The sequence below is a fragment of the Methylobacterium brachiatum genome, assembly GCF_020523825.1.
GTDB classification, from domain to species: Bacteria; Pseudomonadota; Alphaproteobacteria; order Rhizobiales; family Beijerinckiaceae; genus Methylobacterium; species Methylobacterium brachiatum.
The window spans coordinates 197,277-223,978 of record NZ_JAJALK010000001.1; the positions used below are offsets into that span (position 1 = coordinate 197,277).

The window sequence follows — 26,702 nt, forward strand, 5'->3', positions numbered from 1 at the left end:
AACGAGAGTTTCCCGTGAAGGATTTCAACCTCTCCGACTGGGCGCTCGGGCATCGCTCGTTCATCTGGTTCCTGATGGCGGTCTCGCTCGTCGCAGGCGTGATGGCCTATAGCCGCCTCGGCCGCGAGGAGGATCCGCCGTTCACGATCAAGACCATGGTCGTGCAGACGACCTGGCCGGGCGCGACGATCAAGGACACGCTCGATCAGGTCACCGACCGGGTCGAGAAGGAATTGCAGCAGCTCAACGCGCTGGATTACGTCCGCAGCTACACCACGCCGGGCTCGTCCACGGTCTTCGTGCAGTTCCGCGACACGCTGAAGAAGTCCGAGGTCCAGCCGGCCTTCTATCAGGTCCGCAAGCGGCTCGGCGACATCAAGGGCCAGTTCCCGGACGGCGTGCAGGGGCCGTTCTTCAACGACGAGTTCGGCGATGTCTACGGCAACATCTACGCCTTCACGGCCGACGGCCTGACCTACCGGCAGCTGCGCGACTACGTCGAGGGCATCCGCACCGAGGTCCTGCGGGTGCCCGATATCGGCAAGACCCAGCTGATCGGGACCCAGGCCGAGACGATCTATCTCGACTTCTCGACCCGCAAGCTCGCCGGCTACGGCATCGATTTCCAGGCCCTGATCAAGGCGCTCCAGGCCCAGAACGCGGTCTCGGCCTCCGGCGTGGTTCAGGCCGGACCGGAGCGCGTGTCGCTGCGGGTCACGGGCTCCTTCACCTCGGAGGCCTCGCTCCAGGACGTGAACCTGCGGGTCAACGACCGCTTCTTCCGGCTCGCCGACATCGCCGAGATCAGCCGCGGCTACGAGGATCCGCCGGCGCCGATGTTCCGGGTCGACGGCAAGCCCGCGATCGGTCTCGCCATCGCCATGCGGCCCGGCGCCAACCTGCTGCATTTCGGCGAGGCCCTGAAGGGCGAGATGCGCCGGATCGAGGCGACGCTGCCGGTGGGCGTCGGCGTCCACCTGGTCTCCGATCAGCCCAAGCAGGTGGAGCACGCGGTCGGCGGCTTCACCGAGGCGCTGGTGGAGGCCGTGGTGATCGTGCTGGCGGTCAGCTTCGTCAGCCTCGGCGTACGGGCCGGGCTGGTGGTCTCCGTGTCGATCCCGCTCGTGCTCGCGATCGTCTTCGTCGTCATGCAGATGATGGACGTGACGCTGCAGCGCATCTCGCTCGGCGCGCTGATCATCGCGCTGGGCCTGCTGGTCGACGACGCCATGATCACAGTCGAGATGATGGTCGCCCGGCTGGAGCGGGGCGACACTCTGCGCAAGGCCGCGACCTTCGCCTACACCTCCACGGCCTTCCCGATGCTGACCGGTACCCTGGTAACGGTGGCGGGCTTCCTGCCGATCGGCTTCAACGGCTCGGGGGCGGGCGAGTACACCTATTCGCTGTTCGTCGTGCTGGCGGCCTCGCTGCTGGTCTCCTGGGTGGTGGCCGTGCTGTTCGCCCCGCTCATCGGCGTCGCCCTGCTGCCGAAGACCGTGAAGCACCATGCGGAGAAGCGCGGCTTCCTGACCCGGCTGTTCCTGGCCATGCTCCGGCTCGCGATGGCCTGGCGCTGGACCACGGTCGTGCTCTGCCTGGGGCTGATGGCGGTGGCGATCGTCGGGATGGGCCATGTCCAGCAGCAATTCTTCCCGTCCTCCGACCGCTCCGAATTGCTGGTCGACCTTACCCTTCCGCAGAACGCGACCATCGCCGAGACCAAGGCGCAGATGGACCGGTTCGAGGCTAAGCTGAAGGACGATCCGGACGTGACGAGCTGGTCGTCCTATGTCGGCCAGGGCGCGGTGCGCTTCTACCTGCCCCTCGATCAGCAGCTCTCCAACGCGTTCTACGGGCAGATCGTGGTCGTCACGAAATCCCTGGAGACCCGCGACCAAGTGATGGCGCGGCTCCAGGCGATCGGGCGGCGCGACTTCGTCGGCACCGACGTGCTCGTCCAGCCGCTCAGCCTCGGGCCGCCGGTCGGGCGCCCGGTCCAGTACCGGCTCAGCGGGCCGGATATGGAGACGGTGCGCCGCCTCGCCCTCGACCTCGGGAACGTCGTCGCCGCCGACCGCCGCCTCGACGTGCCGACCTTCGACTGGAACGAGCCCGGCAAGGTGCTGCGGGTCGAGATCCTCCAGGACAAGGCGCGCCAGCTCGGCGTGACCAGCCAGGACATCGCCGGCATCCTCAACGGCATCGAGGGCGGCCAGGCGATCACGCAGGTGCGCGATTCGATCTACCTCGTGAACGTGGTCGGCCGGGCGCGGGCCGCCGAGCGCTCCTCGCTCGACACCCTGCAATCCCTGCAGGTCGGCCTTGCCAACGGCTCTGTCGTGCCGCTGCTCTCCTTCGCGCGGATCGGCTACGACCTCGAGCAGCCGATCGTCTGGCGCCGGAACCGGCTGGCGACCGTGACGGTGCGGGCGACGATCCGCGACACCACGCAGCCCGCCACCATCGTCACTGGGCTGCAGCCCGGGATCGACGCCTTCGCGAAGGCGCTGCCCGAGGGCTACAGCCTGGAGACCGGCGGTGCCGTCGAGGAATCGGCCAAGGGCCAGGGCCCGATCGCGGCGGTCGTCCCGGTGATGCTGCTCACCATGGCGCTGCTGCTGATGGTCCAGCTCCAGAGCGTCGGCCGGATGCTGCTGGTCTTCACGGTGGCGCCCCTCGGCCTGATCGGCGTCGTGCCGGCGTTGCTGCTGTTCGACAAGCCGATGGGCTTCGTGGCGATCCTGGGCATCCTGGCCCTGATCGGCATTATCATCCGCAACGCCGTGATCCTGGTGAGCCAGATCGAGGAGTTCCGGGCCGAGGGCATGGCGCCCTGGGATGCCGTCTACGAGGCCACGCACCACCGGATGCGGCCGATCCTGCTGACCGCCGCGGCGGCGAGCCTGGGCCTGATCCCGATCGCCCGGGAGGTGTTCTGGGGGCCCATGGCCTTCGCGATGATCGGCGGCATCCTGGCGGCGACCTTCCTGACGCTGCTGTTCCTGCCCGCCCTCTATGTCGGCTGCTACCGGATCCGACCGGAGAGCCGTGACCGGGCTCCGGCGCAAGCCGCCTGAGCGACCGGCGACACCGATCGCAGCGTGGCCCCACGCTGCGGTGAGCGGTCGGCCCGCCCCTCCGCCCCCTCAGGGCGGGCCGACCGTGATTCGTTTCGCAGGATGCTGGCGGAAACTCCGGACCGTCCCCGCACGTAAGCGGGACGAGAACCGAGGAACCCCACCCGCATGAACGCCTTCATCGCCGTCGTCCTGGTCTGCGCCAACGGTCTCGCCCAGGAGGCCTGCACCGATGCCGAGGCGTTGGAAGTGCGCAAGGTCCGGGTCGCCAACGAGCTCGGCTGCGCCACAGGCTGGCAGGAGATCATCGCCCGCACCGAGCGGCGCGAGGAGATCGGCAAGTCCGCCTATCTCAAGACCGCGTGCCGCCGGGTGAAGGAACCGCAGTGACCGGGCGCGCCCGGCTACTTGTCGTACTTGATGTAGGCGAAGCGCGGGTCGGCCGGGGTTCCCTCCAGACCCTGTCCGTCGAGAGCCGGCTGCCAGGACACGACCTCCTCGATCTTCTTGGCGAGCGCGAAGTCCTTCTCGGTGATTCCCTTGGCCGCATGGTTCATCAGCCGCACCTCCACCCAGGCATAGGATGCCGTCAGGTCGGGGTGGTGCCAGGCGGCCTCGGCGAGGTGGCCCACGGTGTTGATGACCATGAGCGTGCCCTTCCAGCCCGCCGTCTTGTAGGTCCGCCGGATCCAGCCGTCCTCGAGCCGCCAATGCGGCAGCTCGGCCTTCAGCCGGGCCTCCACGGTCGCCTCGTCCAGAACGCCCTCGCGCCGCTCGCTCATCCGCCTCATCCTTCTCGGTTCGTATCAGAGGGCGAGGGTGCCCGTGGCACCGGCGCCGCGCAAGCGCACAAGGGAATTCGCCGCGGTGGACGGCGTGCCATGCGGGCCCTATGACCATTTTCCAATGGCGGCAGGACAAGTCCACGCCCAAGTCTGCGATCTCTCAAGACCGCGCAATACGATGGGAGAAGGCGTGATGCTGTCACGGCGCGCAATGCTCGCCGGCGGCCTGCTCGGCGGCCTCGGCCTGCGGGCGGCGCGAGCGGACGTGCCGGTGATCCGCCTCGGGAGCCTGCCGTTCGGCACCTCCACCTGGGAGGCGGCGGTGATCAAGGCCCGCGGCCTCGATACCGCCAACGGCTTCCAGCTCGACGCGGTCAAGCTCGCCGGCAACGACGCGGCGCGGATCAGCTTCATTGGCGGGCAGGTCGACACGATCATCGGCGACCTCCTGTGGGCCGCTCGCCTCGGCAATGACGGCCAGGCGGTGCGCTTCATCCCGTACTCGACCTCGGAGGGCGCCGTGATGGTGCCGGCCGACAGCCCGATCAAGAGCCTGAAGGACCTCGACGGCAAGCGCTTCGGCGTCGCCGGCGGGCCGCTCGACAAGAACTGGCTCCTGCTGCGGGCGCAGGCCAAGGACGCCGCCGGAATCGATCTCGAGCACGCCGCCGAGATCGCCTACGGCGCCCCGCCGCTGATCACCCTGAAGCTGGAACAGGGTGCCCTGGACGCGGCCCTGACCTACTGGACCTATTGCGCTCGGCTCGAGGCCAAGGGCTTCCGCCGGCTCGTCGGCGCCGAGGACATCATGCACGCGCTCGGCGTCGCCGGCGACGTCTCCCTGATTGGCTACCTGTTCCAGGACACGACCGTGAAGGAGAAGCCCGAGGCGGTGGCCGGATTCGCCCGGGCGTCGCGCGCCGCCAAGGAGATGCTGGCGGCCGATCCCACGACCTGGGAGGTCGTGCGCCCGCTGATGGCGGCGGAGAACGACGCCACCTTCGAGGCGCTCAAGCGCGACTTCCTCTCCGGCATCCCGCGCCGCCCGGTGGCGGCCGAGCGCACCGATGCCGAGAAGCTCTACGCCGTCATGTCGCGCCTCGGCGGCCCGCGCCTGGTCGGCAAGGGCGCCGGGCTGCCGCCGGATCTCTACTACGACGCCGGCCGCAATGGCTGAGCGGCCCGTCTGGCTGGTCCCCGCATCCGGGATCGCGATCGCCGGGACCGCATGGGCGCGCTGACCCGCATCGCGTCGCTCGCCGTGCTCGTCGCCGCCTGGCAGTTCGCTGCGCTGGAGGCCGGCTCGCGGCTGTTGCCGGCCCCGATGGCGGTGCTGCGCTTCATCCTTGAGGAGGCCGAGCGCGGCGACCTCGCGCACAATGTCGGGGTCACCCTGCTGCGGGTGGCGATCTCCTTCGCGGTGGCGATGGTGCTGGGGATCCTGCTGGGCGTCGCCCTCGGGCGCTCGAAGGCCGCCGACCTGACCCTCGACACGCCGCTCCTCGTCCTGCTCAACACCCCGGCCCTGGTGATCACCGTGCTGGCCTATGTCTGGGTCGGGCTGACCGAGACGGCCGCGATCCTGGCGGTGGTGCTCAACAAGCTGCCGAACGTCGCGGTGATCGTGCGCGAGGGCGCGCGCAACCTCGATCCGGGCCTCGACGAGATGGCCCGCGCCTATCGGTTCGACCGGCGCACCTGGGCGATGGACGTGCTGGTGCCGCAGCTCCAGCCCTACGTGGTCACGGCGGCCCGCTCGGGCCTGTCGCTCGCCTGGAAGATCGTGCTGGTGGTCGAGCTGCTCGGCCGCCCCGACGGCGTCGGCTTCGCGATCAACTACTACTTCGTCCAGAGCACCGATGTCGCCGCCATCATCGGCTACAGCCTCGTGTTCATGACCGTGATGATCGGCATCGACGTCCTCCTCTTGCAGCGGCTCGAAGCGCATGTCCGCCGCTGGCGCTGAACCCGTTCTCCAGGTCGCGATCGCCGCCAAGCGCTATCGGTCCAGGGGCGCCGAGCCGGTCGAGGCGGTCCGCGATCTCAGCTTCGGCGTCGGCGCCGGCGAGATCGTCTGCCTGATCGGCCCGTCGGGTGCCGGCAAGACCACGACCCTGCGGATCCTGCTCGGCCTCGATACGGATTTCGAGGGCCGCGTTTCCGGGGCCGATCAGGCCGGCATGGTGTTCCAGGAGCCGCGGCTGCTGCCCTGGCGCAGCGTCGAGCACAATGTCCGGCTGGGTCTGCCGCGGGCGCGGCGCGGACGCGATCTCGACGGCCTGTTCGCCCAGCTCGGCCTCACGCCCTGGCGCGGCAGCTACCCGAAGGCGCTGTCGCTCGGGATGCAGCGGCGGGTGGCGCTCGCCCGCGCGCTCGCCGATGCGCCGCGGGTGCTGGTGCTCGACGAGCCCTTCGTCTCCCTGGACGACAATGCCGCCGCCGAGCTGCGCGGCCTGGTCGTCGACACGGTCGAGTCCGCCGGCATGAGCGTCCTGATGGTGACCCACAACGTCGCCGAGGCGATCGGGATCGCCGACCGGCTGCTGCTGGTGTCGAAGCGACCGGCCACCCTGATGGCCGATGTACCGCTCGACCGTCCCCGCGGGCAGCGCGACCGCGCCTGGGCCGAGGCGACGCGGGCCGCCCTGGCCGCCCGTCATCCCGGCATCATCGCGGAATAGACGGCGGCGCCGCGTGAGAGGGTTAGGCCGGGCTCAGTTCGCCTTGGCCTCGACATCGAGGCGGTCGAGCAAGGCCGCCGGCGAGCGGGCCGCACCGATATCGATGAAGCCGATGCCGGCCGGCTCCTTCGACTTCGCGTGGAGCACGAGCTTGCCCGGCTTCATCACGAACTGCCCCATCGCGGCGCCGATGCCCTTGGCGGCCGCGGTATTGCCCAGGATCACCGGGACGCCGAGTAGGCTGGCGGTGACGTATTCCTTGCGCAATTCGTCGGGCTTGAGGCTCAAATCCTTGGATTGCGCTGTCAGGAAACGCTCGAACAGCCCGGCATTCTCGATCGTGAGGTCGAGGCTCTTGGCGCTGCCGGAGAACATCAGCATCGTGGCGGCCGGCAGGGTCCCGTTGAACAATTCGGGCCCGATGCCGCCCAGGGTGCCGGTCAGCCGGACGGTCCCGATCTCGCGGCCGGTGACGGTGACGTCGCGCAGCGACAGATCGCGGGCCTTCCCGTCGAGCGCCGCATCGGCCACGACATCGAGGTCGAGCTCGCGATACCCGTAGGCCGGCAGCGCACCGATGATCGGGGCGCCGGCAACCAGGTCGGCCGGGAGGCTCAGGCCCGTGAGGGTCAGCCGGCTCGCGGTCGGGACGCCGTCCTGCGGCGGGCCGAAGGACAGGGCCGCCTCGCGCAGGGCGATGCGACGGGTGGGCGGCGGCGTGATGGTGACCGCGAGCGGGTCGCCGGGCTTCGCGTCGGGCGCCTTGGCATCCGCGGGCTTCGCTTCCGCGATCTTGCCCTCCACGATCTTGCCCTCTGTGGGCTTGGCCGAGCCCGGCCTGCCCGGCGCGGGACCGCGGGTCGCCGGCCGCGGATCCTGCGGGGCCGCCTTGGGCGGCTCCGGGTCCAGTGGCAGGTCGATGCTCAGGTCGGTGAGCGTCATCCCGCCCAGCGCCGGCGTCATGCTGCGCATCTCGGCGTCGCTGAATCCGGGCCGGTTCTCGGATCCGGCGGCGGCCTTGCGCAGGGCCTCGACCGTCGGACCGAGCGAGACGTTCGAGAGGGCCAGACGTCCGAGATGCGCGCGCAGGCTGCCGCGCGACACGGTCATGTTCTCCAGATTCGTGCCGGATTCCGACCCGGCGGCATAGGTGGCGCGCTCGATCTCGAACAGCACCGGACCTTGCGGGTCGGTGTTGCTGACACTCAGACCCTGCATGTCGAGGCTGCCCAGGGCCGTCGCCTCGATGAGGTCGGCGGCGGAGGCCGCGAAGGTCCGCCGGTCGTTGGGCCCCTGGAAGCCCGCGGCGACGATCTCGAACGCGCCGTTCCAGCCGTCCGGGATCTGCCGGCCGCCGAGGTCGCGCCCGTTCAGGTGCGCGATCTTCACGGTCGTGCCGCGCGCGTCGGAATAGGTCACGTCCGAGACCTGGATCGTGCCGTAGACCTTCTGCACCGGTCCCTTGCCATCGCCCGGGACGGTGTAGAGCCGGTTGAGCGCCGCCAGGTCGAGATCGGTCGCCCGGACCCGGCCATAGGTGCCGTAGCCGCGGTTCGGGCCGGTGACGGCGCTAACCGTCGCGCCGGCGGCGGTGAGCTCGCCGACGCGGCCGGCTTTCACGTCGCGGGCGACCACGTCCCGGTAGGTCACGGTCTGGCGGTCGTCGCCGGGGCCGGCGTGCTCGGAACTCAGAACCGGGATGGTCAGGCTCCCGGCATCGAGCCGGGCCAGCCGGGCCTCCCAGGGCTCGGAGGAATCCGACTTCAGGATCGCCGCGAGCTCATCCTTGGACAGGCGCGTGCCGCTGGCCGTCAGCTTCGGCGCCCGCAGCAGCGTGCCGCCGAGCGGCAGCATGACATCCGTGATCGTGACGTCCTGAACCGCCGCAGCGCCTTCCTGGGCCGCCAGCGGCGCGGGCGCCGCCGCGCCGGCGAGGCACAGGATGGCGCAGCTCGCGGCCAAAGCCGATCGCAGGCGGGATCGGACCTTCGGATGGATCATGGGAGGGTCCGGATCACGGCTCAGGCTGGCTAGCCGCATGGGTGCCGCGTTTTACCGGTCGAGGCAATCGCGCATGGGCTGCACGAGCCGTGAGCCGGCTCCAGTGTCGTACACGGGCAACGGCCCCGCCGAGGCGGCGGGCCGTCGCGCCCGGATCAGAGCGAGAACGACGTGCCGCAGCCGCAGGAGGCGGTCGCCAGCGGATTCTCGATCTTGAAGGACTGGCCGATCAGGTCGTTGACGAAGTCGATGGTCGAGCCGGACATGTATTCCAGCGAGACCGGATCGACGATCACGGTGGCGCCGTCGCGCTCGATCGCCACGTCCTGGGCTTCCCGGGACCGGGTGATGTCGAACGCGTAGGAGAATCCGGAGCAGCCGCCGCCGTTCACGCTGATGCGCAGCGACGAGCCCGGGGGCTCCGCGCCCATGATCTCGTTGATGCGCTTGGCGGCGCGGGGGGTCAGGGTGATCTCAGCCATCGTTAGCTCTGGCCACGCAAGTGTCCGGTGGATGGCGCCGCCCGGCCGTTGCCGAGCCCGCCTCGGCCCACAAGATATGGGCTCGAGGCCCGCGCCGCAACGCGCCGGGCGGGGAGGGGTCATGATCAGGCTGCGCGAGATCGAGAGCGGACGCCGTGCGGGCGAACGGTGAGCGCTGGCGGGCGGCCTACGCCACGGATCCGGCGCGCACGCGCGGTCGGCTGATCGCCGAGGCATCGTCGCCGACGCGCAGCGATTTCCAGCGCGACCGGGACCGGATCATCCATTCGACGGCGTTCCGCCGCCTGAAGCACAAGACCCAGGTCTTCGTGCATCACGAGGGCGACCATTACCGGACCCGGCTGACCCACACCCTGGAGGTCAGCCAGATCGCCCGGGCGCTCGCCCGCGCGCTGGGGCTCGACGAGGATCTGGCGGAGGCCTTGGCGCTGAGCCACGACCTCGGCCACACCTGCTTCGGCCATACCGGCGAAGAGGCGCTGGATTCCTGCATGGCGGCCCATGGCGGGTTCGACCACAATGCGCAGGCTCTGCGCATCGTGACCCGCCTGGAGCGGCGCTACGCCGGGTTCGACGGCTTGAACCTCGCCTGGGAGACGCTTGAAGGGCTGGTCAAGCACAACGGCCCCCTGCTCGACCGGGACGGGCAGCCGACCCCACGCTATGCCGAGCGCGGCATCCCGGCCGCGATCCTCGAATACGATGCTCTGAACCCGCTCGACCTGTGGAGCCAGGCGGGTCCCGAGGCTCAGGCCGCCTCGCTGGCCGACGACATCGCCTACGCGGCGCACGACCTCGATGACGGCCTGCGGGCGGGCCTGTTCGAGATTCCGGAGCTGCGCGCGGTCCCGTTCCTGGCCGATCTGCTCGACGAGATCGACCGGCTGCATCCAGGCCTCGAACCGTCCCGGGTGATCCACGAACTGGCCCGTCGGGTGATCACCCGGTTCGTGGAGGACGTGATCCGCGAGGGCGGCCGCCGGATCGCCGCGCTCGCGCCGCGCAGCGTCGCGGATATCCGGAACGCCGCCGAGCCGGTCATCGTGTTCTCGCGACCGATCGCGGAGGCGGATGCCGAGATCATGCGCTTCCTCTGGGCGCGGATGTACCGGCACCAGGGCGTCGTGGCCGTGCGCAAGAAGGCCGACGCCATCGTCAACGACCTGTTCACGGCCTTCACCGCCGCACCGTCCCGGATGCCGGACGAATGGAGTGCCGGGCTCGCCGATGCGACGGAGAGCCGGATCGCCCGGCGGGTCGCTGACTACATCGCCGGCATGACCGACACCTACGCGGTGCTGGCGCATCGCAAGCTCTACGCGACGACCCCCGACCTGTACTGGGAATTGCCGAGCCGGGGCCTGCCCCTCACCGACCCGTGAGAGCCGGAGAGGGGCGGTCCGCGATCAGCAGCCGCAGCCGCAGGTGAAGCTGCCGTAACAGCCGCCCGAGCCGTATCCGCCATAGGCGGCCGGATAGGCGTATTCGTAGCCGCCGTAGGCTGCGGGGTAGCCGTAGCCGTAGCCGCCGCCATAGCCGTAACCGCCGTACAGGCTGCCGGCCGCGAGCCCGAGGCCGAGGCCGATACCCGCCCCGGCCAGGCCGTAGCCCAGGCCGCGCCCGTAGCCGCCGCGATAGCCGTAGCCGCGACCGTAGCCGTAGCCGCGGCCGTAGACGCCCCGCCCGGCGAAGCCGCCGTAATGGCCGCCATACCCGCCGTGATACCCGCCGCCCCGGAAGCCGCGGGCCTCGGCGCCCGGCACCGTCAGGACCAGCGCGCCGAGAGCCGCGCCCACCATCATCAAGGTCTTCATCAAGATCTCCGGACTCGAGAATTTTGCGATCCGGTCGATCACATAGATACACGCGGGCCAAGACAAGATGCGTAGCGGCGCATCGGTAGTCGTCGCATGGGGATAAACTGCGCTCGCCTGCCCGAATGCCAGGTTGTTTCGGCCACGCGGTTAACGGCGGCTTGCGGCGCGGGGGCGCCGCGAATCGCCGCCGCCGTGACACCCTCCCGCCCCCTTGCTAGACGGCTCCGAGCGGGCGCAGGCCGAGACGGCCGGGCGGAAGCAAACCCGCGCGAGCGAGATCGAGACCGATGAACATCTTCGCCCTGTTCGAGGCGCGTGTGCGCGAGGCCGTGGAGGCGCTGACCCGCGCCGGCCAGCTGCCGGAGGGCCTCGACCTCGTACGGGTCGTCGTCGAGCCGCCGCGCGACACCACGCATGGCGATCTCGCCACCAATGCCGCTCTGGTCCTCGCCAAGGAGGCGCGCGCCAACCCGAAGGCCCTGGGCGAGGCGCTGGCGGCGGAGCTGCGCACGGATCCTCGCATCCTGGAGGCGAGCGTCGCCGGTCCCGGCTTCATCAACCTGCGCCTCGCGCCCGAAATCTTCCACGATGTGGTCCGCAGCGCGCTCTCCGACCCGGAGACGTTCGGCCGCGCCCGGCTGCAGGGCGGTCCGATCAACGTCGAGTACGTCTCGGCCAATCCGACCGGGCCGATGCATGTGGGCCATGGCCGCGGCGCCGTGTTCGGCGATGCCCTGTGCAACCTCCTGGTGGCGGCCGGCCGCCAGGTGACGCGCGAATATTACATCAACGATGCAGGCGCCCAGGTCGACGTGCTGGCCCGCTCCGCCTACCAGCGCTACCGCGAGGCTCTGGGCGAGCCGTTCGCGATCGCCGAGGGGCTCTATCCGGGCGACTACCTCAAGCCGGTGGGCACCAAGCTCGCCGAGGCCCATGGCCGGGCGCTTCTCGACCAGTCGGAGGCTGATTGGCTGCCGGTGGTGCGCGAAGTTGCGCTCGGCATGATGATGGACATGATCCGGGCCGATCTCGGGGCGATCGGCATCCGCCACGACGTGTTCTTCTCGGAAAGGACGCTCCTGCAGAGCGGCGCCGTGAAGGCGCTGCTCCAGGAGCTGCGCGAGCGGGGGCTCGTCTACGAAGGCCGCCTGCCGCCGCCCAAGGGCCAGCTGCCCGAGGATTGGGAGGACCGCGAGCAGACGCTGTTCCGCACCAAGGATTTCGGCGACGACACCGACCGGCCGCTGCTCAAGTCGGACGGCTCCTACACCTACTTCGCCTCGGACATCGCCTATCACCGGGCGAAGTACCTCGCGGGCGCCACCGAGCTGATCGACGTGCTCGGCGCCGACCACGGCGGCTACGTCAAGCGGATGCAGGCGGCCGTGAAGGCGGTCAGCGGCGGCAAGGCGACGCTCGACGTGAAGCTCTGCCAGCTGGTGCGGCTGTTGCGCGCGGGCGAGCCCGTGAAGATGTCGAAGCGAGCCGGCGAGTTCGTGACCCTGCGCGACGTGATCGACGAGGTCGGCCGCGACGCGATCCGGTTCATGATGCTCTACCGGAAGAACGACGCGACGCTCGATTTCGACCTCGCCAAGGTGGTCGAGCAGTCGAAGGACAACCCGGTCTTCTACGTCCAGTACGCCCATGCCCGGGTCCGCTCGGTACAGCGGCAGGCCCGCGAGGCCTTCCCGGACGCGGACCTCTCCGCCGAAGCCCTGCTGCGCGAGGCCGCGTTCGACGTCCTGACCGATCCGGGCGAGATCGAGATGATGCGCCTGATCGCTCAATACCCGCGGATCCTCGAATCCGCGGCGCTGGCGCACGAGCCGCACCGAATCGCGTTCCACCTCTATGAACTGGCCTCGGCACTTCATAGTTTCTGGAACAAGGGCAAAGACTTGCCGCAATTACGGTTTGTTAATGCAACCGACCGAAAGTCGTCCTGGGCGCGGCTGGCGCTCGTCGAGGCTCTTCGGAGTACCCTCGCGGCCGGCCTCGCGGTTCTCGGTGTGACCGCGCCGGACGAGATGCGATAGGCTCGATATGCATCGGGCCGGTGACCGGCCCTGATGTGAGGATGCTGCCATGACGAACGCTTCGCGCGCTCAGGTCGATTTGGACGCCCTCGCGCGCGATCTGCGTCACGAGCAGGGTCGCGGCACGCAGGGCGGCAGCAAGCCCGACCCCCTGGCCGAGCTCGCGCGGATCGTCGGTCAGGATGACCCCTTCCGGGCGCTGCTCGCGGCGCGTGACGAGATGCGCGGCGCGGCCACGGCGCAGCCGGAGCCCAGCTGGGATCATCGGGTCGAGCCGAGCTTCGCGCCCGAGCCGCCGAAATCCACGCCGGCCGACGCCTTCGACCAATATCTCGCCTCGGTGGAGCGCGACACGCACGAGGAGCCGGTGCCCTACGGCGCGGAAGCGGCGGGCACCCAGGAAGCCGCCGGCCCGGATTACGCCGATGGCCGCTCGCTGCGCCGGGTGAACCCGCGCCGCCGCCTGGCCTCGGTCGGCGCCGGCATCGCGATCGTCGCCGTCGCCGTGACCGGCGCGCTCACCTACAAGGGTCTTCACGGCTCGAGCAGCGGCGGCGGCGTCCCCGTCGTCCAGGCCGATTCAACGCCCCTGAAGGTCGCCCCGAAGGTCGCCGACGGCGTCGAGATCCCGGACCAGAACCGGCAGATCTACGACACCAAGGGCAAGGCCAAGGAAGGCCAGATCAAGATCGTGAACCGCGAGGAGCAGCCGATCGACGTGGCCGAGGCGGCCCGCGCGGCGCAGGGCACCGGCCCGGCCGGCGGCGCACAGAGCGGCACAACGCCAGGCAACGGCCCGTTCGAGGCGTTCGGCGAACCGCGCCGGGTCCGCACCGTGGCGGTGAAGCCGGAAGCCCCGCCCGCACCGGTCCAGCGCGAGGCGCAGGCCGAGGGCGCGCCGGCCCCGATCCCGACCATGGTCCTGCCCACCGACGAGCCGCCGCAGCAGGCGAAGCCGAAGCCCGGCCGTCAGGCGGCCGCGTCCCTGCCGGCGCCCACACCGGAGCCGGTCCAGGCGCCGCCGCCGCCCACCCCGGCCGAAGCCGCCCCGCCGAAGCCCGTCGCCGTGAAGCCGCCGCCGAAGGCCGCCCAGCGGGTCGCCTCCCTGGCCGCCCCAGCCGCGGACGCGCCGGAGGCCGTCGACGACACCGTGAAGACCGGCTCGGTCGGCGGGTTCTCGGTCCAGCTCGGGGTGCGCGGCAGCGCCGCCGAGGCGAAGGCCGCCCTCAAGCAGATGCAGGCGAAGTATAGCCAGCTCGCCGGCAAGCCCGAGCTGATCCGCCAGGCCGAGGTCAACGGCAAGACGATCTACCGCGTCCGCGTCGGGCCGCTGGCCAAGAACGAGGCGGCCAGCCTGTGCAGCGCCCTGCAGGGCGAGGGCGGTCAGTGCTTCGTGGCGAAGAACTGAGCCATCGATCATCCGGTCTCGTCCTGAAGCAGGGGGAGGGCGGATCCGCCTCGAACGCGAGTCCGCCCCGCAACACCCGGCCCCCGTCGACACGCCGAACGGGGCGGGCACGCGGTTTCGCCTTGCCGGCTCCCTGTTCCCGCCCGACTCTGCCGGCATCGAGTCGCCGTTTCCTCCGCCGCACCCGCGCGGCCATCGAGAAGCCCGCATGACCGCCCGTGCCCTGATCCTCGGCTGCGCCGGCAAGACGCTCTCCGCCGAGGAGGCCGCCTTCTTCCGCGACGTGCGGCCGTGGGGCTTCATCCTGTTCAAGCGCAACATCGGCACGCCCGACGAGGTGCGCGCTCTGACGGCCGCGCTGCGGGACTGCCTGGGCTCGGACACGGCGCCGATCCTGATCGATCAGGAAGGCGGCCGGGTCCAGCGCATGGGGCCGCCGCACTGGCCGTCCTATCCGGCGGGCGGGCGCTATGGGCGTCTGAACGGCAGCGCCACCGCGATCGCCCGGCTCGGCGCCCGGCTGATGGCGCACGATCTCGCGGAGGTCGGCATCAACGTCGATTGCGCGCCCGTGCTCGACGTGCCGGCACCGGGATCGCACGACATCATCGGCGACCGGGCCTACGGTTCGAATCCCGATTCGGTGGCCGAGATCGGTCGCGCCGTCGCCGAGGGCCTGATGGCCGGCGGCGTCCTGCCGGTGATGAAGCACGTCCCCGGCCACGGCCGCGCCGCCTGCGACAGCCATCACGGGCTGCCGGTCGTCGAAGCGACGCTCGAAGCGCTCGCAGCGCAGGATTTCCGGCCGTTCCAGATGCTCGCCGACCTGCCGATGGCGATGAGCGCCCACGTGGTCTTCACAGCCATCGATCCCGATCGTCCGGCCACCCAGTCGGCGCGCGTCATCCGCGATGTGATCCGCGGCGCCATCGGCTTCGACGGGCTGCTGATGACCGACGACCTGTCGATGCACGCACTCACCGGCACGTTCCGCGACCGGACACAGGCCGCCTTCGCGGCGGGCGTCGATGTCGGGCTGCATTGCAACGGCGCCATGGACGAGATGCGGGCCGTCGCCGAGGCGGCCCCGTTCCTGACGGGCGCGGCTGCCCGGCGGGCCGCCGCCGCGCTCGCACGCCTGGATAGGGCGGGCGATGCGCTGGATCTGTCCGAGGCTCGGGCCCGGTTCGCGGCGGCGATGGCCAGTGCGGCCTGACCCGCGGCCTTCCACCGCGGGCATCCACCGTCCCTGAAGCCGCCTCTGCTTGTGTTCGGGCGGTGCGATCCCTAGGTTCGCCCGGAAATCTTCAACCGGTCGTAGCGTCACGCTCCCACAGGTGGGCGCAGGCAGGTGGACGCACGCAGGAGGTTGCCATGGGCAGCATGAGTATCTGGCACTGGGTCATCGTTGCCGTCATCGTCATGCTGCTGTTCGGCCGCGGCAAGGTCTCGGACCTGATGGGCGACGTCGCCAAGGGCATCAAGGCGTTCAAGAAGGGCATGGCCGAGGACGAGACGCCGCCGGCGAGCCAGCCGGTCGCGCCGAGCGAGCCGGTCCGCACCATCCCCCACACCGCCGAGACGAGCCCCGGCACCGCGGTCCCGGCGAGCCATCTGCCGGGCGGCGAGCGCAAGCCGGTCTGAGAGCCTGTCAGGGCGCGCGCTGTGGTGTAGAGCCTGACGGGGGCTCGGACTTAGGTCCGGCTCCCAGGGCAGCAGGACCGTCGACGACATGCTGGACATGAGCTGGGGCGAGGTGATGCTGATCGGCGGCGTCGCCCTCATCGTCATCGGGCCGAAGGATCTCCCGAAGGCGCTGCGCACCGTCGGGCAGATCACGACGAAGCTGCGCCGGATGGCCGGCGAGTTTCAGATGCAGTTCAACGAGGCGATCCGCGAGGCCGAGCTCGACGAGGTCCGCAAAGAGGTCGACGGCATCCGCAACACCGTCCGGTCCGCGGGCTCCGGCTTCAACCCGGTCCAGACGATCCGGGACGAGTTGAAGGGTGCGGTCGAGGGCCGGGTCGCCGCGCGGCAGGGCACCGAGCCGCTGGGTCCCGAGAAGCCGGCCGCGGATACGCGCTCGCTGGCCGATGCCACGGCGCAGCTCAAGGCCGAGCAGGACGCGACTGCGCCGGCGGGCCCCGAGCCGTCGCCCGTCGCGACCGATCACGCGGCGCATGCCGATCCGCTCGAGCACGCCGCCCCGCCCGACGCGCCGCTCCCGATCCCCGGCTCGGTCGACGATCCCTACGGGCCGCCGCCGGAGCCCAAGACCGCGCACGACACCCCCATGGACCCGAAGAACGGCGCCACAGCCCGATGATCAGCGACGCCGACGAGGCCGAGATCGAAGCGTCCCGGGCGCCGCTGCTCGAACATCTGATCGAATTGCGGTCGCGGCTGATCAAGTCGCTGATCGCCTTCGTGGCGATGTTCTTCTGCTGCTTCTTCTTCTCGCGCGATATCTACAACATCCTGGTCTATCCCTACGTCTCGATCGTGGGCGCGCAGAATGCCGAGCTGATCGCGACGCATTTCCTCGAGCAGGTTTTCACCAACATCAAGCTTAGCGTCTTCGGCGCCGCGTTCCTGGCCTTCCCGGTGATCGCGACGCAGATCTACGCCTTCGTGGCGCCGGGCCTCTACCGCAACGAGCGCAAGGCCTTCCTGCCCTACCTGGTCGCGACGCCGATCTTCTTCGTGCTGGGCGCCCTGGTGGTGTTCTTCCTGGCGATGCCGCTGCTGATCAAGTTCTCGGTCTCGCTCCAGCAGGTCGGCGTGGCCGGCGAGCCGACCATCAAGCTGCTGCCCAAGGTCGACGAGTACCTCTCGCTGATCATGACGCTGATCTTCGCTTTCGGCATCGCGTTCCAGCTGCCGGTGATCCTGACCCTTCTCGGCCAGATCGGCATCATCGACGCGGCCTTCCTGCGCGAGAAGCGGCGCTACGCGATCGTGCTGGTCTTCGTCGTGGCCGCGGTTCTGACGCCGCCGGACGTCATCTCCCAGCTCTCGCTCGCCCTGCCGATGCTGATCCTCTACGAGGCCTCGGTCTTCTCCGTGGCGCGCGTGGAGAAGATGCGCGCGGCCCGACGGGCGGCGGAAGGGCTGGATCCGTAAGGACCGGACGGACGAGGTCGGGTTTCAAAAGGTCTCGGACCTTTTGCGGGTCCAGGGTGGAGCCCTGGCAAATTGGGGCTGCGCGCCCCGAACCCCGCCAAAGGGCCGGAGGCCTTTTGGGAACCCGGTCGGGCGCTACGCCGTCCGCAGCAGCACGTGCCGCTTCTTGCCGAAGGACAGCTTGATCACCCCGTCCTGGGTCAGGTCCGCGGGCGTGAGCATCGCCTTCTCGTCCGTCACGGCCGCATCATTGACCCGGAGACCGCCGCCCTTGATCTGGCGGCGCGCCTCGCTGGTCGAGGGCACGAGCTTGGCGATCTCGGGGCCGAATGCGGTGAGCACGCCGAGCCCGGCTTCGAGTGTCGCGGCGGGAACGGTGACGGTCGGCAGGTCGGCGGCGAGCGTCCCTTCCACGAAGGTCTTCCGCGCGGTCTCGGCGGCGGCCTCGGCCACCTCGCGGCCGTGCATCAGGGCCGTGGCCTCCGTGGCGAGCACCATCTTGGCCGCGTTGATCTCGGAGCCGGCGAGCGCCGCGAGCCGCGCGATCTCGTCCATCGGCAGGAGCGTGAACAGCTTGAGGAAGCGGGCCACGTCCGCATCCTCGGTGTTCCGCCAGAACTGCCAGTAATCGTACGGCTTGAGCATGTCCGGGTTGAGCCAGACGGCGCCGGCCGCGGTCTTGCCCATCTTGGCGCCGGAGGACGTGGTCAGCAGCGGGCAGGTCAGGGCGTAGAGCTGGGGCGTGCCCATGCGCCGGCCCAGATCGATGCCGTTGACGATGTTGCCCCACTGATCCGAGCCGCCCATCTGCAGGATGCAGCCGTAGCGGCGGTTCAGCTCGACGTAGTCGTAGGATTGCAGGATCATGTAGTTGAATTCCAGGAACGAGAGTTCCTGGTCGCGCTCCAGGCGCAGGCGCACGCTGTCCATCGACAGCATGCGGTTCACCGAGAAATGGCGGCCGATGTCGCGCAGCATCTCGATGTAGTTGAGCTTGGTCAGCCACTCGGCATTGTCGACCATCACGGCGTCGCCGGCGCCTTCGCCGAAGCGCAGGAACCGGTCGAAGGTCTTGCGGATCTCGGCCTTATTGGCGTCGATCTGCTCGACCGTGAGGATCTTGCGGGTCTCGTCGCGGCCGGACGGGTCGCCGACCCGCGTGGTGCCGCCACCCATCAGGGCGATCGGCTTGCCGCCGGTCGCCTGCAGCCAGTGCAGCATCATGATCGAGAGCAGGTGCCCGACATGGAGCGAGGGCGCCGTGCAGTCGTAGCCGACATAGGTCGTCAGCCGCCCTTCGGAGGCCGCGGCGTCGATCCCGGCGAGGTCCGAGGTCTGGTGGATGTAGCCGCGCTCGGTCAGGATCCGCAGGAAGTCGGATTTCGGCGCGAAGCTCTCGGCGGTCATGGCTGCGGTCTCGGATCGCGAGCCGGCGCGACAGGCCGAGGCTCTGCGTGCTAGCTCGCGCTGGGGTTCAGGATACGGCGCGCTCTTAGCAGGGCGTTCGCCGAAAGGCACGGGGTCAGGCGGAATGGCGATGATGCGCGCGATCGGGCTGATGAGCGGCACCTCGCTGGACGGCGTCGACATCGCGCTGATCGAGACCGACGGCGAGCGGGTCCACGTGGTCAAGGGCCAGAACAACTTTCTCGAGCCGCTGGGGCCGACCGGCTATCGCGGCTATTCGGACGAGGAGAAGGTGCTTCTGCGGGTCGCCACGAAGGATGCCGAGTCGGTGCTCCATCCGGGCGACCGCCCCGGGCGCTTGCCCGAGGCCGAAGCGTTCGTCACCCAGGCCCATGCCGAGGCCGTGGAGCGCTTCCTCGCCGAGAACGGCCTGAGCGCCGACGCCATCGACGTGATCGGTTTCCACGGCCAGACCGTGATCCATCGGCCGGACCAGCGCATCTCGATCCAGATCGGCGACGGGCAGGCCTTGGCGAGCCGGCTCGGCATCCCGGTGGTCTCGGATCTGCGGCGGGCCGATATCGAGGCCGGGGGCCAGGGCGCGCCGCTGGTGCCGGTGTTCCACAAGGCCCTGGCCGAGGCCTCGGGCTTCGACGGCCCGTTCGGCATCCTGAATATCGGCGGCGTCGCCAACGCCACGCTGATCGACTCGAAGGGCGGGGTGATCGCGTTCGATACCGGCCCCGGCAACGCGCTCATCGACGAGTGGATGCAGGAGCGCGAGGGCAAGAACCTCGACGATGGCGGGCGTACCGCCGCCCGTGGCCGCCCGGACGAGCCGCTGCTCGCCTGGCTGCTGACGCATCCGTTTTTCTTCCGCCGGCCGCCGAAATCCCTCGACCGGAACTGGTTCTCGCACAAGCTCGCCGGCCAGCTCTCGACGGAGGACGGTGCCGCCACGCTGACGGCCTTCACGGCCCGCGCCGTCGCCCGGGCCCTGGACCACGCCCCCGAGATCCCGACCCGCTGGATCGTGGCCGGCGGCGGCGCGCGCAACGGCGAGCTGGTGCGGCTGCTGAACTACCATCTGCGGTCCGAGATCACGACCGCGGACGCCATCGGCTGGTCCTCGGCCTATCTTGAGGCGCAGGCCTTCGCGTATCTTGCGGTGCGCTCGCTCCGGGGCCTGCCGATCACGTTCCCGTCCACCACGGGGGTGCGCGAGCCGATGGCCGGCGGCGTGCTGGCGCGACCGAATGCCTGATCCCCGATCGGCAACCGGCGGACGGCTTGCCGGTTGGCTCCGTTCGGATCGCGATCGGAATTGATACCTTGGCCGAGACCTACCTGCGCTACCACGACGGCGTCGAGACGCCGGCCCCGGATGAAGCCGAGACGATCGACGCGATCATCGCGTCGATGACCCGCGAGAGCGAGACCACGGCCAAGCGCTACGGCCACGCGGTGCGCGCGTCGCACGCGAAAATCAGCGGCGTGGTGACGGGCGAGCTTCAGGTGCCGGACGACCTCCCGCGCGAACTGAAGCAGGGCCTGTTCGCCAGGGGTGGGACCTATCCGGTGATCGTGCGCTTCGCGCAGGGGCCGGGTGAACGCCTGAAGGACAGCGTCTCCACCCATCGCGGCATGGCGATCAAGGTTTTGGGTGTCGCCGGCGAGAAGCTGCAGGGCCACGGCGCGGAGACCCAGGATTTCGTGCTCGCCACCGGGCCGGTCTTTCCGAACCCGGACGCCAAGGGCTTCCTGGGCAGCATGAAGCAGCTGGAGGCCGGCACGAAGGCCCCCGAGGCGCTCAAGGCCGCCGTCTCACGGACGGCACGCGCGGCTGATACGATCGTCAAGGCCGTGACCGGCGAGAGCTCGCCGCTCCTCGACTTCTTCGGCCACGCGCCGCTGCACCCGCTGGCCGAGCCGTATTATTCGCAGGCCGCGCTCCGCTACGGCGACCACATCGCCAAGATCGCCGCCTTTCCGACCGGCGCGAAACAGGTCGCGCTGGCCGGTGAGGATCTGCATCCCGGCGAGGATCCCGACGCGTTCCGGCACGCGGTGGCCGCCTACTTCACCGGCGACGCGGCGATGTTCGAGATTCGCGTGCAGCTCTGCACCAATCTCGACGACATGCCGGTCGAGGATGCCTCGAAGCGCTGGGACGAGGCGGCGAGCCCCTATCGCACCGTCGCCCGCCTGGTCCTGCCGGCGCAGGATTCCCAGTCCGAGGCCCGGACCCGCTACGCCGACGACGTCCTGTCCTTCCGGCCCGCCCATAGCCTGGCGGCGCACCGCCCACTCGGCTCGCTGATGCGGGCGCGGCTCAAGACCTACCAGGCCCTTTCCAGCTTCCGTCACGGCCGCAACCAGACGCCCGAGACGGAGCCGACCGCCATCGAGCAGGTGCCGGCCTAAGGGTGAGCCTTGGCCACGCCCTGCGCCGGATCGTCGAGGAATACCCGCTCGCCCGGCTCGACCCGCCGGCCGGGCATCCCCTGGCGGCGGTGATCCGGCGCGGCGCGCCGGATGAGCTGCGCGCTGCCCTGGAATCCGAAGAGGGCTCGTTCCTGGTGAAGGGCAGCCCAGGCCGCGGCAGCCATTGGGCGGCGGTGCCCTGGCTTGCCGTGTTCGACCCCGCAATCACCACCAGCGCGACCCGCGGTTATTACCTTGTCTACCTGTTTCCGGCCGATCGCGAGGTCGTCCATCTGTCGCTGGCCCAGGGAACGGTCGCGGCGATCCGCGCGCACGGGCCGAACGCCGAAGCTTATCTGCGCAGCAGCGGGGATGCGTTGCGGTCGCGTCTGTCCGATTTCGCAGGGCGCCTCCCGAACAAGTCCATCACCCTCGGGAGCGCAGGCGAATTGCCGGAGGGCTACGAGGCGGCGCATATCCTTGGCCTGACCTACGATCTGGATGCTCTCGGCGATGAGCGCCGCCTGCGCGCCGACCTTTCCGTCGGGGTGGCGGCTTACCGGGCGCTGAAAGCGCGGGGTGGGCTGACTGTTTCGACAGGACATGTGGAGGCGATTAAGTAGCTTTTAAGCTACGGGCGCACCATGCTCACCATACGTCAGACCACCATCTACGAAGCATGGTTTGCTGGATTGCGCGACGAGCGTGCGCGGGCTCGTATCGACGTTCGCATCAAGCGCCTTGCCCTGGGTAACGCGGGGGACGTGAAGCCCGTCGGTGAAGGGGTCAGCGAACTTCGGATCGATTACGGACCGGGCTATCGCGTTTATTTCGCGCAACGCGGCAGCGAGATCGTGTTGCTCCTGTGTGGCGGCGATAAACGCAGGCAAGATCGAGACATCCGCGAGGCCCAGTCGCTCAACCGGCAGGAGAAACAGCGATGACCGTCGAAACCCGGTCCTGGGATGTTGCTGAACACCTCGATACGCCCGAACGCATCGCACTGTATATCGAGGCCGTGCTCGAGGATGGCGATCCCGCCCTCATTGCGGCGGCCATCGGTGACGTGGCCCGCGCGCACGGCATGGCGCAGATCGCGGCCGAGACGGGACGATCACGCGAGAGCCTGTATCGCGCACTATCCGACAAGGGAAATCCGCAACTCGACACCTTGATCGGAGTCCTGAAAGCGATCGGGCTGAGGCTCAGCGTGCAGCCGATCGCCGGCTCGGAGCCGGCATAGGATCTGACGGAGGAAGACGGTTTGTGCCTCCGGCGCTCCCGCGCTAGACGGGCCGGGTCATGTCTCACAACACGTTCGGCCATCTCTTCCGCGTCACGACCTTCGGCGAGAGCCACGGGGTCGCGCTCGGCTGCGTTGTCGATGGCTGTCCGCCCGGGCTGGCGCTGGAGGCCGAGGAGATCCAGGCGGAACTCGACCGGCGCAAGCCGGGCCAGTCGCGCTTCACAACCCAGCGGCGCGAGCCGGATCAGGTGAAGATCCTGTCGGGGGTGTTTTCTGACGACCGCACCGGTGGCCGCCAGTTCACCACCGGCACCCCGATCGCGCTGATGATCGAGAACACCGACCAGCGCTCGAAGGATTACTCCGAGATCCGCGACAGCTATCGGCCGGGCCACGCCGACTACACCTACGACGCCAAGTATGGGATCCGCGATTATCGCGGCGGCGGCCGGTCCTCGGCCCGGGAGACCGCGGCGCGCGTCGCTGCCGGCGCGGTGGCGCGCAAGGTGATCCCAGGCGTCACCATTCGTGCCGCGCTCGTCCAGATGGGACCGCACGCCATCGACCGGACCCGCTGGGACTGGGCCGAGACCGGCAACAACCCGTTCTTCTGCCCCGACCCGGAGGCGGCCGCGCTCTACGAGCGCTATCTCGATGAGATCCGCAAGGACGGCTCCTCCGTCGGCGCCGTCATCGAGGTGGTGGCCGAGGGCGTGCCGCCGGGCCTCGGCGCTCCGATCTACGGCAAGCTCGATGCGGATCTCGCCGCCGCGATGATGTCGATCAATGCCGTGAAGGGCGTGGAGATCGGCGACGGGTTCGCGGCCGCGGCTTTGCGCGGCGAGGACAATGCCGACGAGATGCGGGCCGGCAATGACGGGCGCCCGCGCTTCCTGGCGAACCATGCCGGCGGCATTCTGGGCGGCATCTCCAACGGCGAGCCGGTGGTGGTGCGCTTCGCCGTGAAGCCGACCTCGTCGATCCTGACCCCGCGCCGCTCGGTCACCCGCGACGGTGCCGAGGTCGACCTGATCACCAAGGGCCGCCACGATCCTTGCGTCGGCATCCGTGCCGTGCCGGTGGCGGAAGCCATGATGGCCTGCGTGCTGGCCGATCACTATCTACGCCATCGCGGGCAGGTGGGCGTGGCCTGACCCGCCGGAGCGGGAGCCGATCGCGGTCGGCCCAACTCCGGGACCAGAGATTTTCACAGGCTCGCTCATACCGGACCATTCTCCGTCCGGTGCTGAGCGAGCCGCCCCCTTCCTCCCTCGCGGGGTGGGGGATGCGAGACGAGAGAGCGATCCGTGCCCCATTGCACCGTCACAGAGGCCATCTCGGCCTTCGCCCGCGGCGAGATCGTGGTCGTCACCGACGATGACGATCGTGAGAACGAGGGTGACCTCGTCGTCGCGGCTTCGCTCTGCACGCCGGAAAAGATGGCGTTCATCATCCGCAACACCTGCGGCATCGTCTGCGCGCCGATCACCCAGGACGAGGCGCGGCGGCTGCATCTCGACCCAATGGTGGCCTCGAACGACGCGCCGCTCGGCACCGCGTTCACGGTCACGGTCGACGTCAAGCACGGGCTGACCACCGGCATCTCGGCGGAGCAGCGCTGCAACACCGTGCGGGCGCTCGCCAACGGCAATATGGGCGCGGGCGATTTCGTCCGCCCCGGCCACGTCTTCCCGCTGATCGCCCGCAATGGCGGCGTGCTGATGCGGTCGGGCCATACCGAGGCCGCGGTCGATCTGTGCAAGCTGGCCGAGCTGCCGCCGGTCGGCGTGATCTGCGAGCTCGCCAACGACGACGGCACCGTGATGAAGGGGCCGCAGATCGAGGCGTTTTCCGAGAAGCACGGGCTGAAGCGCGTCTCGGTGGCCGATCTGATTGCCTATCGGCAGGCCCGGGACCGGCTGGTGGAGCGGGTCGGGCACTTCACCGTCCAGTCCAGCCACGGGGATGTCACGGCCTACGCCTTCTCGACCCCGTTCGAGGCAATCCAGCAATTCGCCTTCGTGATGGGCGAGATCGGCGATGGCCGGGACGTGCTGGTGCGCCTCCATCGCTCCAACGTCGCGGCCGACGTGATCGGCGGCGGCAAGCAGATCGACGCCGTTCTCAAGCGCTTCGCATCCGAGGGGCGCGGCGTGCTGGTGTATCTCCGGGACGGGACTGCGGGCGTTCCGCTGAAGAGCGCCCTGGAGGAGGGGACGGAGGCGCTGCGCGCCCGCCAGTGGCGCGAGGTCGGCCTGGGCGCCCAGATCCTGCGCGACCTCGGCGTCGTCTCGATCCGCAACCTCGCGACCTCGGCCCGCTCCTATGTCGGCCTCTCCGGCTTCGGCATCGAGCTTCTGGGCGACGTGCCCTTGGAGGGCTGACCCGTCAGGCGCGGCGCGCGACGGTCCAGATCGCCGCGCCGGCCATGATGGCGGCGGCGCTCCGGTTCAGCCGGGCGCGGAACACGGGTTTGCGCAAAGACTCCCGTGCCCGCGCCGCCAGGGCGGCGTAGGGCGTCACCACCCCCGCGAGCACCAGCGCCGTCAGTCCGACCAGGATACCGAAATCGCCCGCCGTGACCGTCCGCAGGTCGACGATCGTGGGCAAGATGGCGAGGTAGAAGACGATCGTCTTGGGGTTGGCCAGGGTGATGGTGATCCCCGCGATGAAGCTGGATAGGGTGCGGTCCGCGGGGCCGCCCTCGATCCGGTCCGTCTGTCCGGCCGCGCGCCAGAGGCGCACCGCCAGGTAGGCGAGATACAGGCCGGCGCAGAGCCGGACGACGACGAAGACCTCGCCCAACGTCTCCGCGATCAGGGCCAGTCCGAAGACGGCCGCGGACAGGAAGGTCAGATCGCCGAGGATCAGCCCCGCCGAGAAGGCCATGGCGGCCCGGAAGCCCGAACTGAGCGCCCGCGCCACCAGGGCGACGACACCCGGGCCGGGCACGGTGGCGGCGACGCAGAGGGCCAGCGCGTAGGTGAGAAAGCCGGCGAGCGTCATCGACCACCCCCGGACTGGACCGAAGGCGCGACCGTCTCAGAGAGACGCATCCACGGGGGCGGGGCGCAGCGTTTCACCGGCGGCCTGAATCCGATGGATTCGCAATCGGTCGATCATGCCGGGCGTCGCGGTGCCCGCAAGCCGAAACCGATCGCCTCGCTCACCGTCCCATCAGCGCGTCCACATGGGCCGATACGGATTTCGCCAGCCCCTCCAGGCTGTAGCCGCCCTCCAGCACCGACACGATCCGGCCGCCGGCGCAACGCTCGGCCAAGTCCATCAGCTTGCGGGTCGCCCAGCCGAAATCCTCCGCCTCCAGACGGAGGTTCGCCAGCGGATCGAGGCGGTGGGCGTCGAAACCCGCCGAGATCACGATGACGTCGGGCCGGAAGGTCTCCAGCCGCGCCAGGATGCCGGCCTCGAACGCCTCGCGGAACACCTCGCCGTCGTCGTTGGGCCGCAGCGGCACGTTGACGATCGTGTCCTTCTCGCCGCGCTCCGAGGCGGCGCCGCTGCCCGGAAACAGCGGCATCTGGTGTGTCGAGGCGTAGAGCACGCTCGCATCGTCCCAGAAGATGTCCTGGCTGCCGTTGCCGTGGTGGACGTCCCAATCGACCAAAGCCACGCGCTCGGCCCCGTGTTTCTGCTGGGCGTAGCGGGCGGCGATCGCGGCGTGATTGAACAGGCAGAAGCCCATGGACCGGGTCCGTTCGGCATGGTGGCCGGGCGGGCGCATCGCCACGAACGCGTTGCGGCATTCGCCCGCCATCACAGCGTCGAGGGCGTGGTTGGCGCCCCCGATCGCTCGCAGCGTCGCCTCCAGGCTGCCGGCGGACAGGATCGTGTCGGCGTCGATCCCGACCATGCCGTGCTCCGGCACGGCAGCGACCAGTGCATCGACGTATTCGCGGGGATGGGTCAGGGTCGCGACCTCGATCTCCGCCCGCGGCGCGGCCACCCGCACAAGGCCGGCGAAGCGCTCGTCTTCCAAGGCACGCTCGATGGCCCGCATTCGCGCCGCGCGCTCCGGATGGCCCTCCGGCACCTCGTGGTCGAAACTCGCCGGATGGCTCACGTAGAGGGTGGTCACGACGATCGCTCCCGGGTGCGGTCCTGTCGCGGACCTGCAACAGGAGCCGGCAATGTGCCACGGGCGGAACGCGCGGACTACGGCGGGGTGCC

26 protein-coding genes are annotated in these 26,702 nt (G+C 69.8%); 19 read left to right on the forward strand and 7 right to left on the reverse strand.

Annotation, left to right across the window (positions count from 1 at the left end):
* Nucleotides 1–14: 14 nt before the first annotated feature.
* A complete protein-coding gene (locus tag LGR69_RS00900; protein ID WP_230364914.1) occupies nt 15–3,080 on the forward strand; it encodes an efflux RND transporter permease subunit in 3,066 nt (1,021 codons plus the stop codon).
* Nucleotides 3,081–3,248: 168 nt separating this feature from the next.
* Nucleotides 3,249–3,470: a hypothetical protein gene (locus tag LGR69_RS00905; RefSeq protein ID WP_007563733.1), complete on the forward strand. Its 222-nt coding sequence runs from the start codon at nt 3,249–3,251 to the stop codon at nt 3,468–3,470.
* Between the two features lie 14 nt (nt 3,471–3,484).
* On the opposite strand, the gene LGR69_RS00910 is transcribed toward LGR69_RS00905, so the two are convergent.
* Nucleotides 3,485–3,862: a 4a-hydroxytetrahydrobiopterin dehydratase gene (locus tag LGR69_RS00910; protein WP_230364915.1), complete on the reverse strand. Its 378-nt coding sequence runs from the start codon at nt 3,860–3,862 to the stop codon at nt 3,485–3,487.
* 196 nt (nt 3,863–4,058) lie between these two features.
* On the opposite strand from LGR69_RS00910, the gene LGR69_RS00915 reads away from it, so the two are divergent.
* The 3 genes from LGR69_RS00915 to LGR69_RS00925 are packed head-to-tail and all read left to right on the forward strand — an operon-like array spanning nt 4,059 to nt 6,546.
* Entirely contained in the window at nt 4,059–5,042 is a 984-nt protein-coding gene (locus tag LGR69_RS00915; protein WP_007563738.1) for an ABC transporter substrate-binding protein, read from the forward strand.
* A gap of 51 nt (nt 5,043–5,093) precedes the next feature.
* A complete protein-coding gene (locus tag LGR69_RS00920) occupies nt 5,094–5,831 on the forward strand; it encodes an ABC transporter permease (protein ID WP_007563740.1) in 738 nt (245 codons plus the stop codon).
* On the forward strand, nt 5,812–6,546 hold the full coding sequence (locus tag LGR69_RS00925) for an ABC transporter ATP-binding protein (RefSeq protein ID WP_230364916.1): 735 nt from the start codon (nt 5,812–5,814) through the stop codon (nt 6,544–6,546). The genes LGR69_RS00920 and LGR69_RS00925 overlap by 20 nt, the downstream gene beginning before the upstream one ends.
* Nucleotides 6,547–6,579: 33 nt before the next feature.
* Here LGR69_RS00925 and LGR69_RS00930 read toward each other — a convergent pair whose 3' ends face one another.
* Together LGR69_RS00930 and LGR69_RS00935 are read right to left on the reverse strand one after the other, a co-directional pair.
* Nucleotides 6,580–8,547, reverse strand: a complete 1,968-nt coding sequence (locus tag LGR69_RS00930; protein WP_230364917.1) for a hypothetical protein — start codon at nt 8,545–8,547, stop codon at nt 6,580–6,582.
* 155 nt (nt 8,548–8,702) lie between these two features.
* Nucleotides 8,703–9,029, reverse strand: a complete 327-nt coding sequence (locus LGR69_RS00935; RefSeq protein WP_007563746.1) for a HesB/IscA family protein — start codon at nt 9,027–9,029, stop codon at nt 8,703–8,705.
* Nucleotides 9,030–9,184: 155 nt separating this feature from the next.
* Here LGR69_RS00935 and LGR69_RS00940 point away from each other — a divergent pair, with 155 nt between their 5' ends.
* Entirely contained in the window at nt 9,185–10,432 is a 1,248-nt protein-coding gene (locus LGR69_RS00940; RefSeq protein ID WP_230364918.1) for a deoxyguanosinetriphosphate triphosphohydrolase, read from the forward strand.
* Nucleotides 10,433–10,456: 24 nt separating this feature from the next.
* Here LGR69_RS00940 and LGR69_RS00945 read toward each other — a convergent pair whose 3' ends face one another.
* Nucleotides 10,457–10,864, reverse strand: coding sequence for a hypothetical protein (locus tag LGR69_RS00945; RefSeq protein ID WP_230364919.1), 408 nt, complete (start codon nt 10,862–10,864; stop codon nt 10,457–10,459).
* A gap of 290 nt (nt 10,865–11,154) precedes the next feature.
* Between LGR69_RS00945 and argS the strand changes: the two genes are divergently transcribed.
* The 6 genes from argS to tatC all read left to right on the forward strand — a co-directional run bounded on the left by argS (nt 11,155) and on the right by tatC (nt 17,437).
* Nucleotides 11,155–12,906 (forward strand): arginine--tRNA ligase, encoded by a 1,752-nt coding sequence (gene argS, locus LGR69_RS00950; protein ID WP_230364920.1) that lies wholly within the window; start codon nt 11,155–11,157, stop codon nt 12,904–12,906.
* Nucleotides 12,907–12,955: 49 nt separating this feature from the next.
* Nucleotides 12,956–14,314, forward strand: a complete 1,359-nt coding sequence (locus LGR69_RS00955) for an SPOR domain-containing protein (RefSeq protein WP_007563753.1) — start codon at nt 12,956–12,958, stop codon at nt 14,312–14,314.
* A 208-nt stretch (nt 14,315–14,522) separates the two neighbouring features.
* Complete coding sequence (nagZ, locus tag LGR69_RS00960) at nt 14,523–15,530, forward strand: beta-N-acetylhexosaminidase (protein WP_230364921.1); 1,008 nt, start codon at nt 14,523–14,525, stop codon at nt 15,528–15,530.
* A gap of 158 nt (nt 15,531–15,688) precedes the next feature.
* Nucleotides 15,689–15,958: a twin-arginine translocase TatA/TatE family subunit gene (locus LGR69_RS00965; protein ID WP_050733437.1), complete on the forward strand. Its 270-nt coding sequence runs from the start codon at nt 15,689–15,691 to the stop codon at nt 15,956–15,958.
* 88 nt (nt 15,959–16,046) lie between these two features.
* Complete coding sequence (tatB, locus tag LGR69_RS00970) at nt 16,047–16,640, forward strand: Sec-independent protein translocase protein TatB (protein ID WP_230364922.1); 594 nt, start codon at nt 16,047–16,049, stop codon at nt 16,638–16,640.
* Nucleotides 16,637–17,437: a twin-arginine translocase subunit TatC gene (gene tatC / locus LGR69_RS00975; RefSeq protein WP_230364923.1), complete on the forward strand. Its 801-nt coding sequence runs from the start codon at nt 16,637–16,639 to the stop codon at nt 17,435–17,437. The genes tatB and tatC overlap by 4 nt, the downstream gene beginning before the upstream one ends.
* Nucleotides 17,438–17,572: 135 nt before the next feature.
* Here tatC and tyrS read toward each other — a convergent pair whose 3' ends face one another.
* Nucleotides 17,573–18,844 carry a tyrosine--tRNA ligase gene (gene tyrS, locus LGR69_RS00980; protein ID WP_007563764.1) on the reverse strand — a complete coding sequence of 424 codons (1,272 nt, stop codon included), beginning with the start codon at nt 18,842–18,844 and terminating at the stop codon, nt 17,573–17,575.
* Between the two features lie 124 nt (nt 18,845–18,968).
* On the opposite strand from tyrS, the gene LGR69_RS00985 reads away from it, so the two are divergent.
* The 7 genes from LGR69_RS00985 (at nt 18,969) to ribB (ending at nt 24,898) form a co-directional block, all read left to right on the forward strand.
* Nucleotides 18,969–20,108 carry an anhydro-N-acetylmuramic acid kinase gene (locus LGR69_RS00985; protein ID WP_230364924.1) on the forward strand — a complete coding sequence of 380 codons (1,140 nt, stop codon included), beginning with the start codon at nt 18,969–18,971 and terminating at the stop codon, nt 20,106–20,108.
* A gap of 68 nt (nt 20,109–20,176) precedes the next feature.
* On the forward strand, nt 20,177–21,268 hold the full coding sequence (locus LGR69_RS00990) for a catalase family protein (protein ID WP_230364925.1): 1,092 nt from the start codon (nt 20,177–20,179) through the stop codon (nt 21,266–21,268).
* Nucleotides 21,269–21,270: 2 nt separating this feature from the next.
* Nucleotides 21,271–21,891, forward strand: coding sequence for a DUF3578 domain-containing protein (locus LGR69_RS00995; RefSeq protein ID WP_230364926.1), 621 nt, complete (start codon nt 21,271–21,273; stop codon nt 21,889–21,891).
* Nucleotides 21,892–21,912: 21 nt separating this feature from the next.
* The gene (locus LGR69_RS01000; protein WP_230364927.1) at nt 21,913–22,212 is read left to right on the forward strand and encodes a type II toxin-antitoxin system RelE/ParE family toxin; all 300 of its coding nucleotides are present in this window, start codon (nt 21,913–21,915) and stop codon (nt 22,210–22,212) included.
* Nucleotides 22,209–22,511: an addiction module antidote protein gene (locus tag LGR69_RS01005; protein WP_230364928.1), complete on the forward strand. Its 303-nt coding sequence runs from the start codon at nt 22,209–22,211 to the stop codon at nt 22,509–22,511. Before LGR69_RS01000 ends, LGR69_RS01005 begins: the two co-directional genes overlap by 4 nt.
* A gap of 59 nt (nt 22,512–22,570) precedes the next feature.
* The gene (gene aroC / locus LGR69_RS01010; RefSeq protein WP_230364929.1) at nt 22,571–23,668 is read left to right on the forward strand and encodes a chorismate synthase; all 1,098 of its coding nucleotides are present in this window, start codon (nt 22,571–22,573) and stop codon (nt 23,666–23,668) included.
* Nucleotides 23,669–23,821: 153 nt separating this feature from the next.
* Complete coding sequence (gene ribB / locus LGR69_RS01015) at nt 23,822–24,898, forward strand: 3,4-dihydroxy-2-butanone-4-phosphate synthase (RefSeq protein ID WP_007563776.1); 1,077 nt, start codon at nt 23,822–23,824, stop codon at nt 24,896–24,898.
* A gap of 4 nt (nt 24,899–24,902) precedes the next feature.
* Here the strand turns inward: ribB and LGR69_RS01020 are convergent, their stop codons facing one another.
* Both LGR69_RS01020 and LGR69_RS01025 read right to left on the reverse strand, forming a co-directional pair.
* Complete coding sequence (locus LGR69_RS01020) at nt 24,903–25,520, reverse strand: LysE family translocator (protein ID WP_230364930.1); 618 nt, start codon at nt 25,518–25,520, stop codon at nt 24,903–24,905.
* Nucleotides 25,521–25,680: 160 nt separating this feature from the next.
* The gene (locus LGR69_RS01025) at nt 25,681–26,610 is read right to left on the reverse strand and encodes a histone deacetylase family protein (RefSeq protein WP_230364931.1); all 930 of its coding nucleotides are present in this window, start codon (nt 26,608–26,610) and stop codon (nt 25,681–25,683) included.
* Nucleotides 26,611–26,702 lie beyond the last annotated feature (92 nt).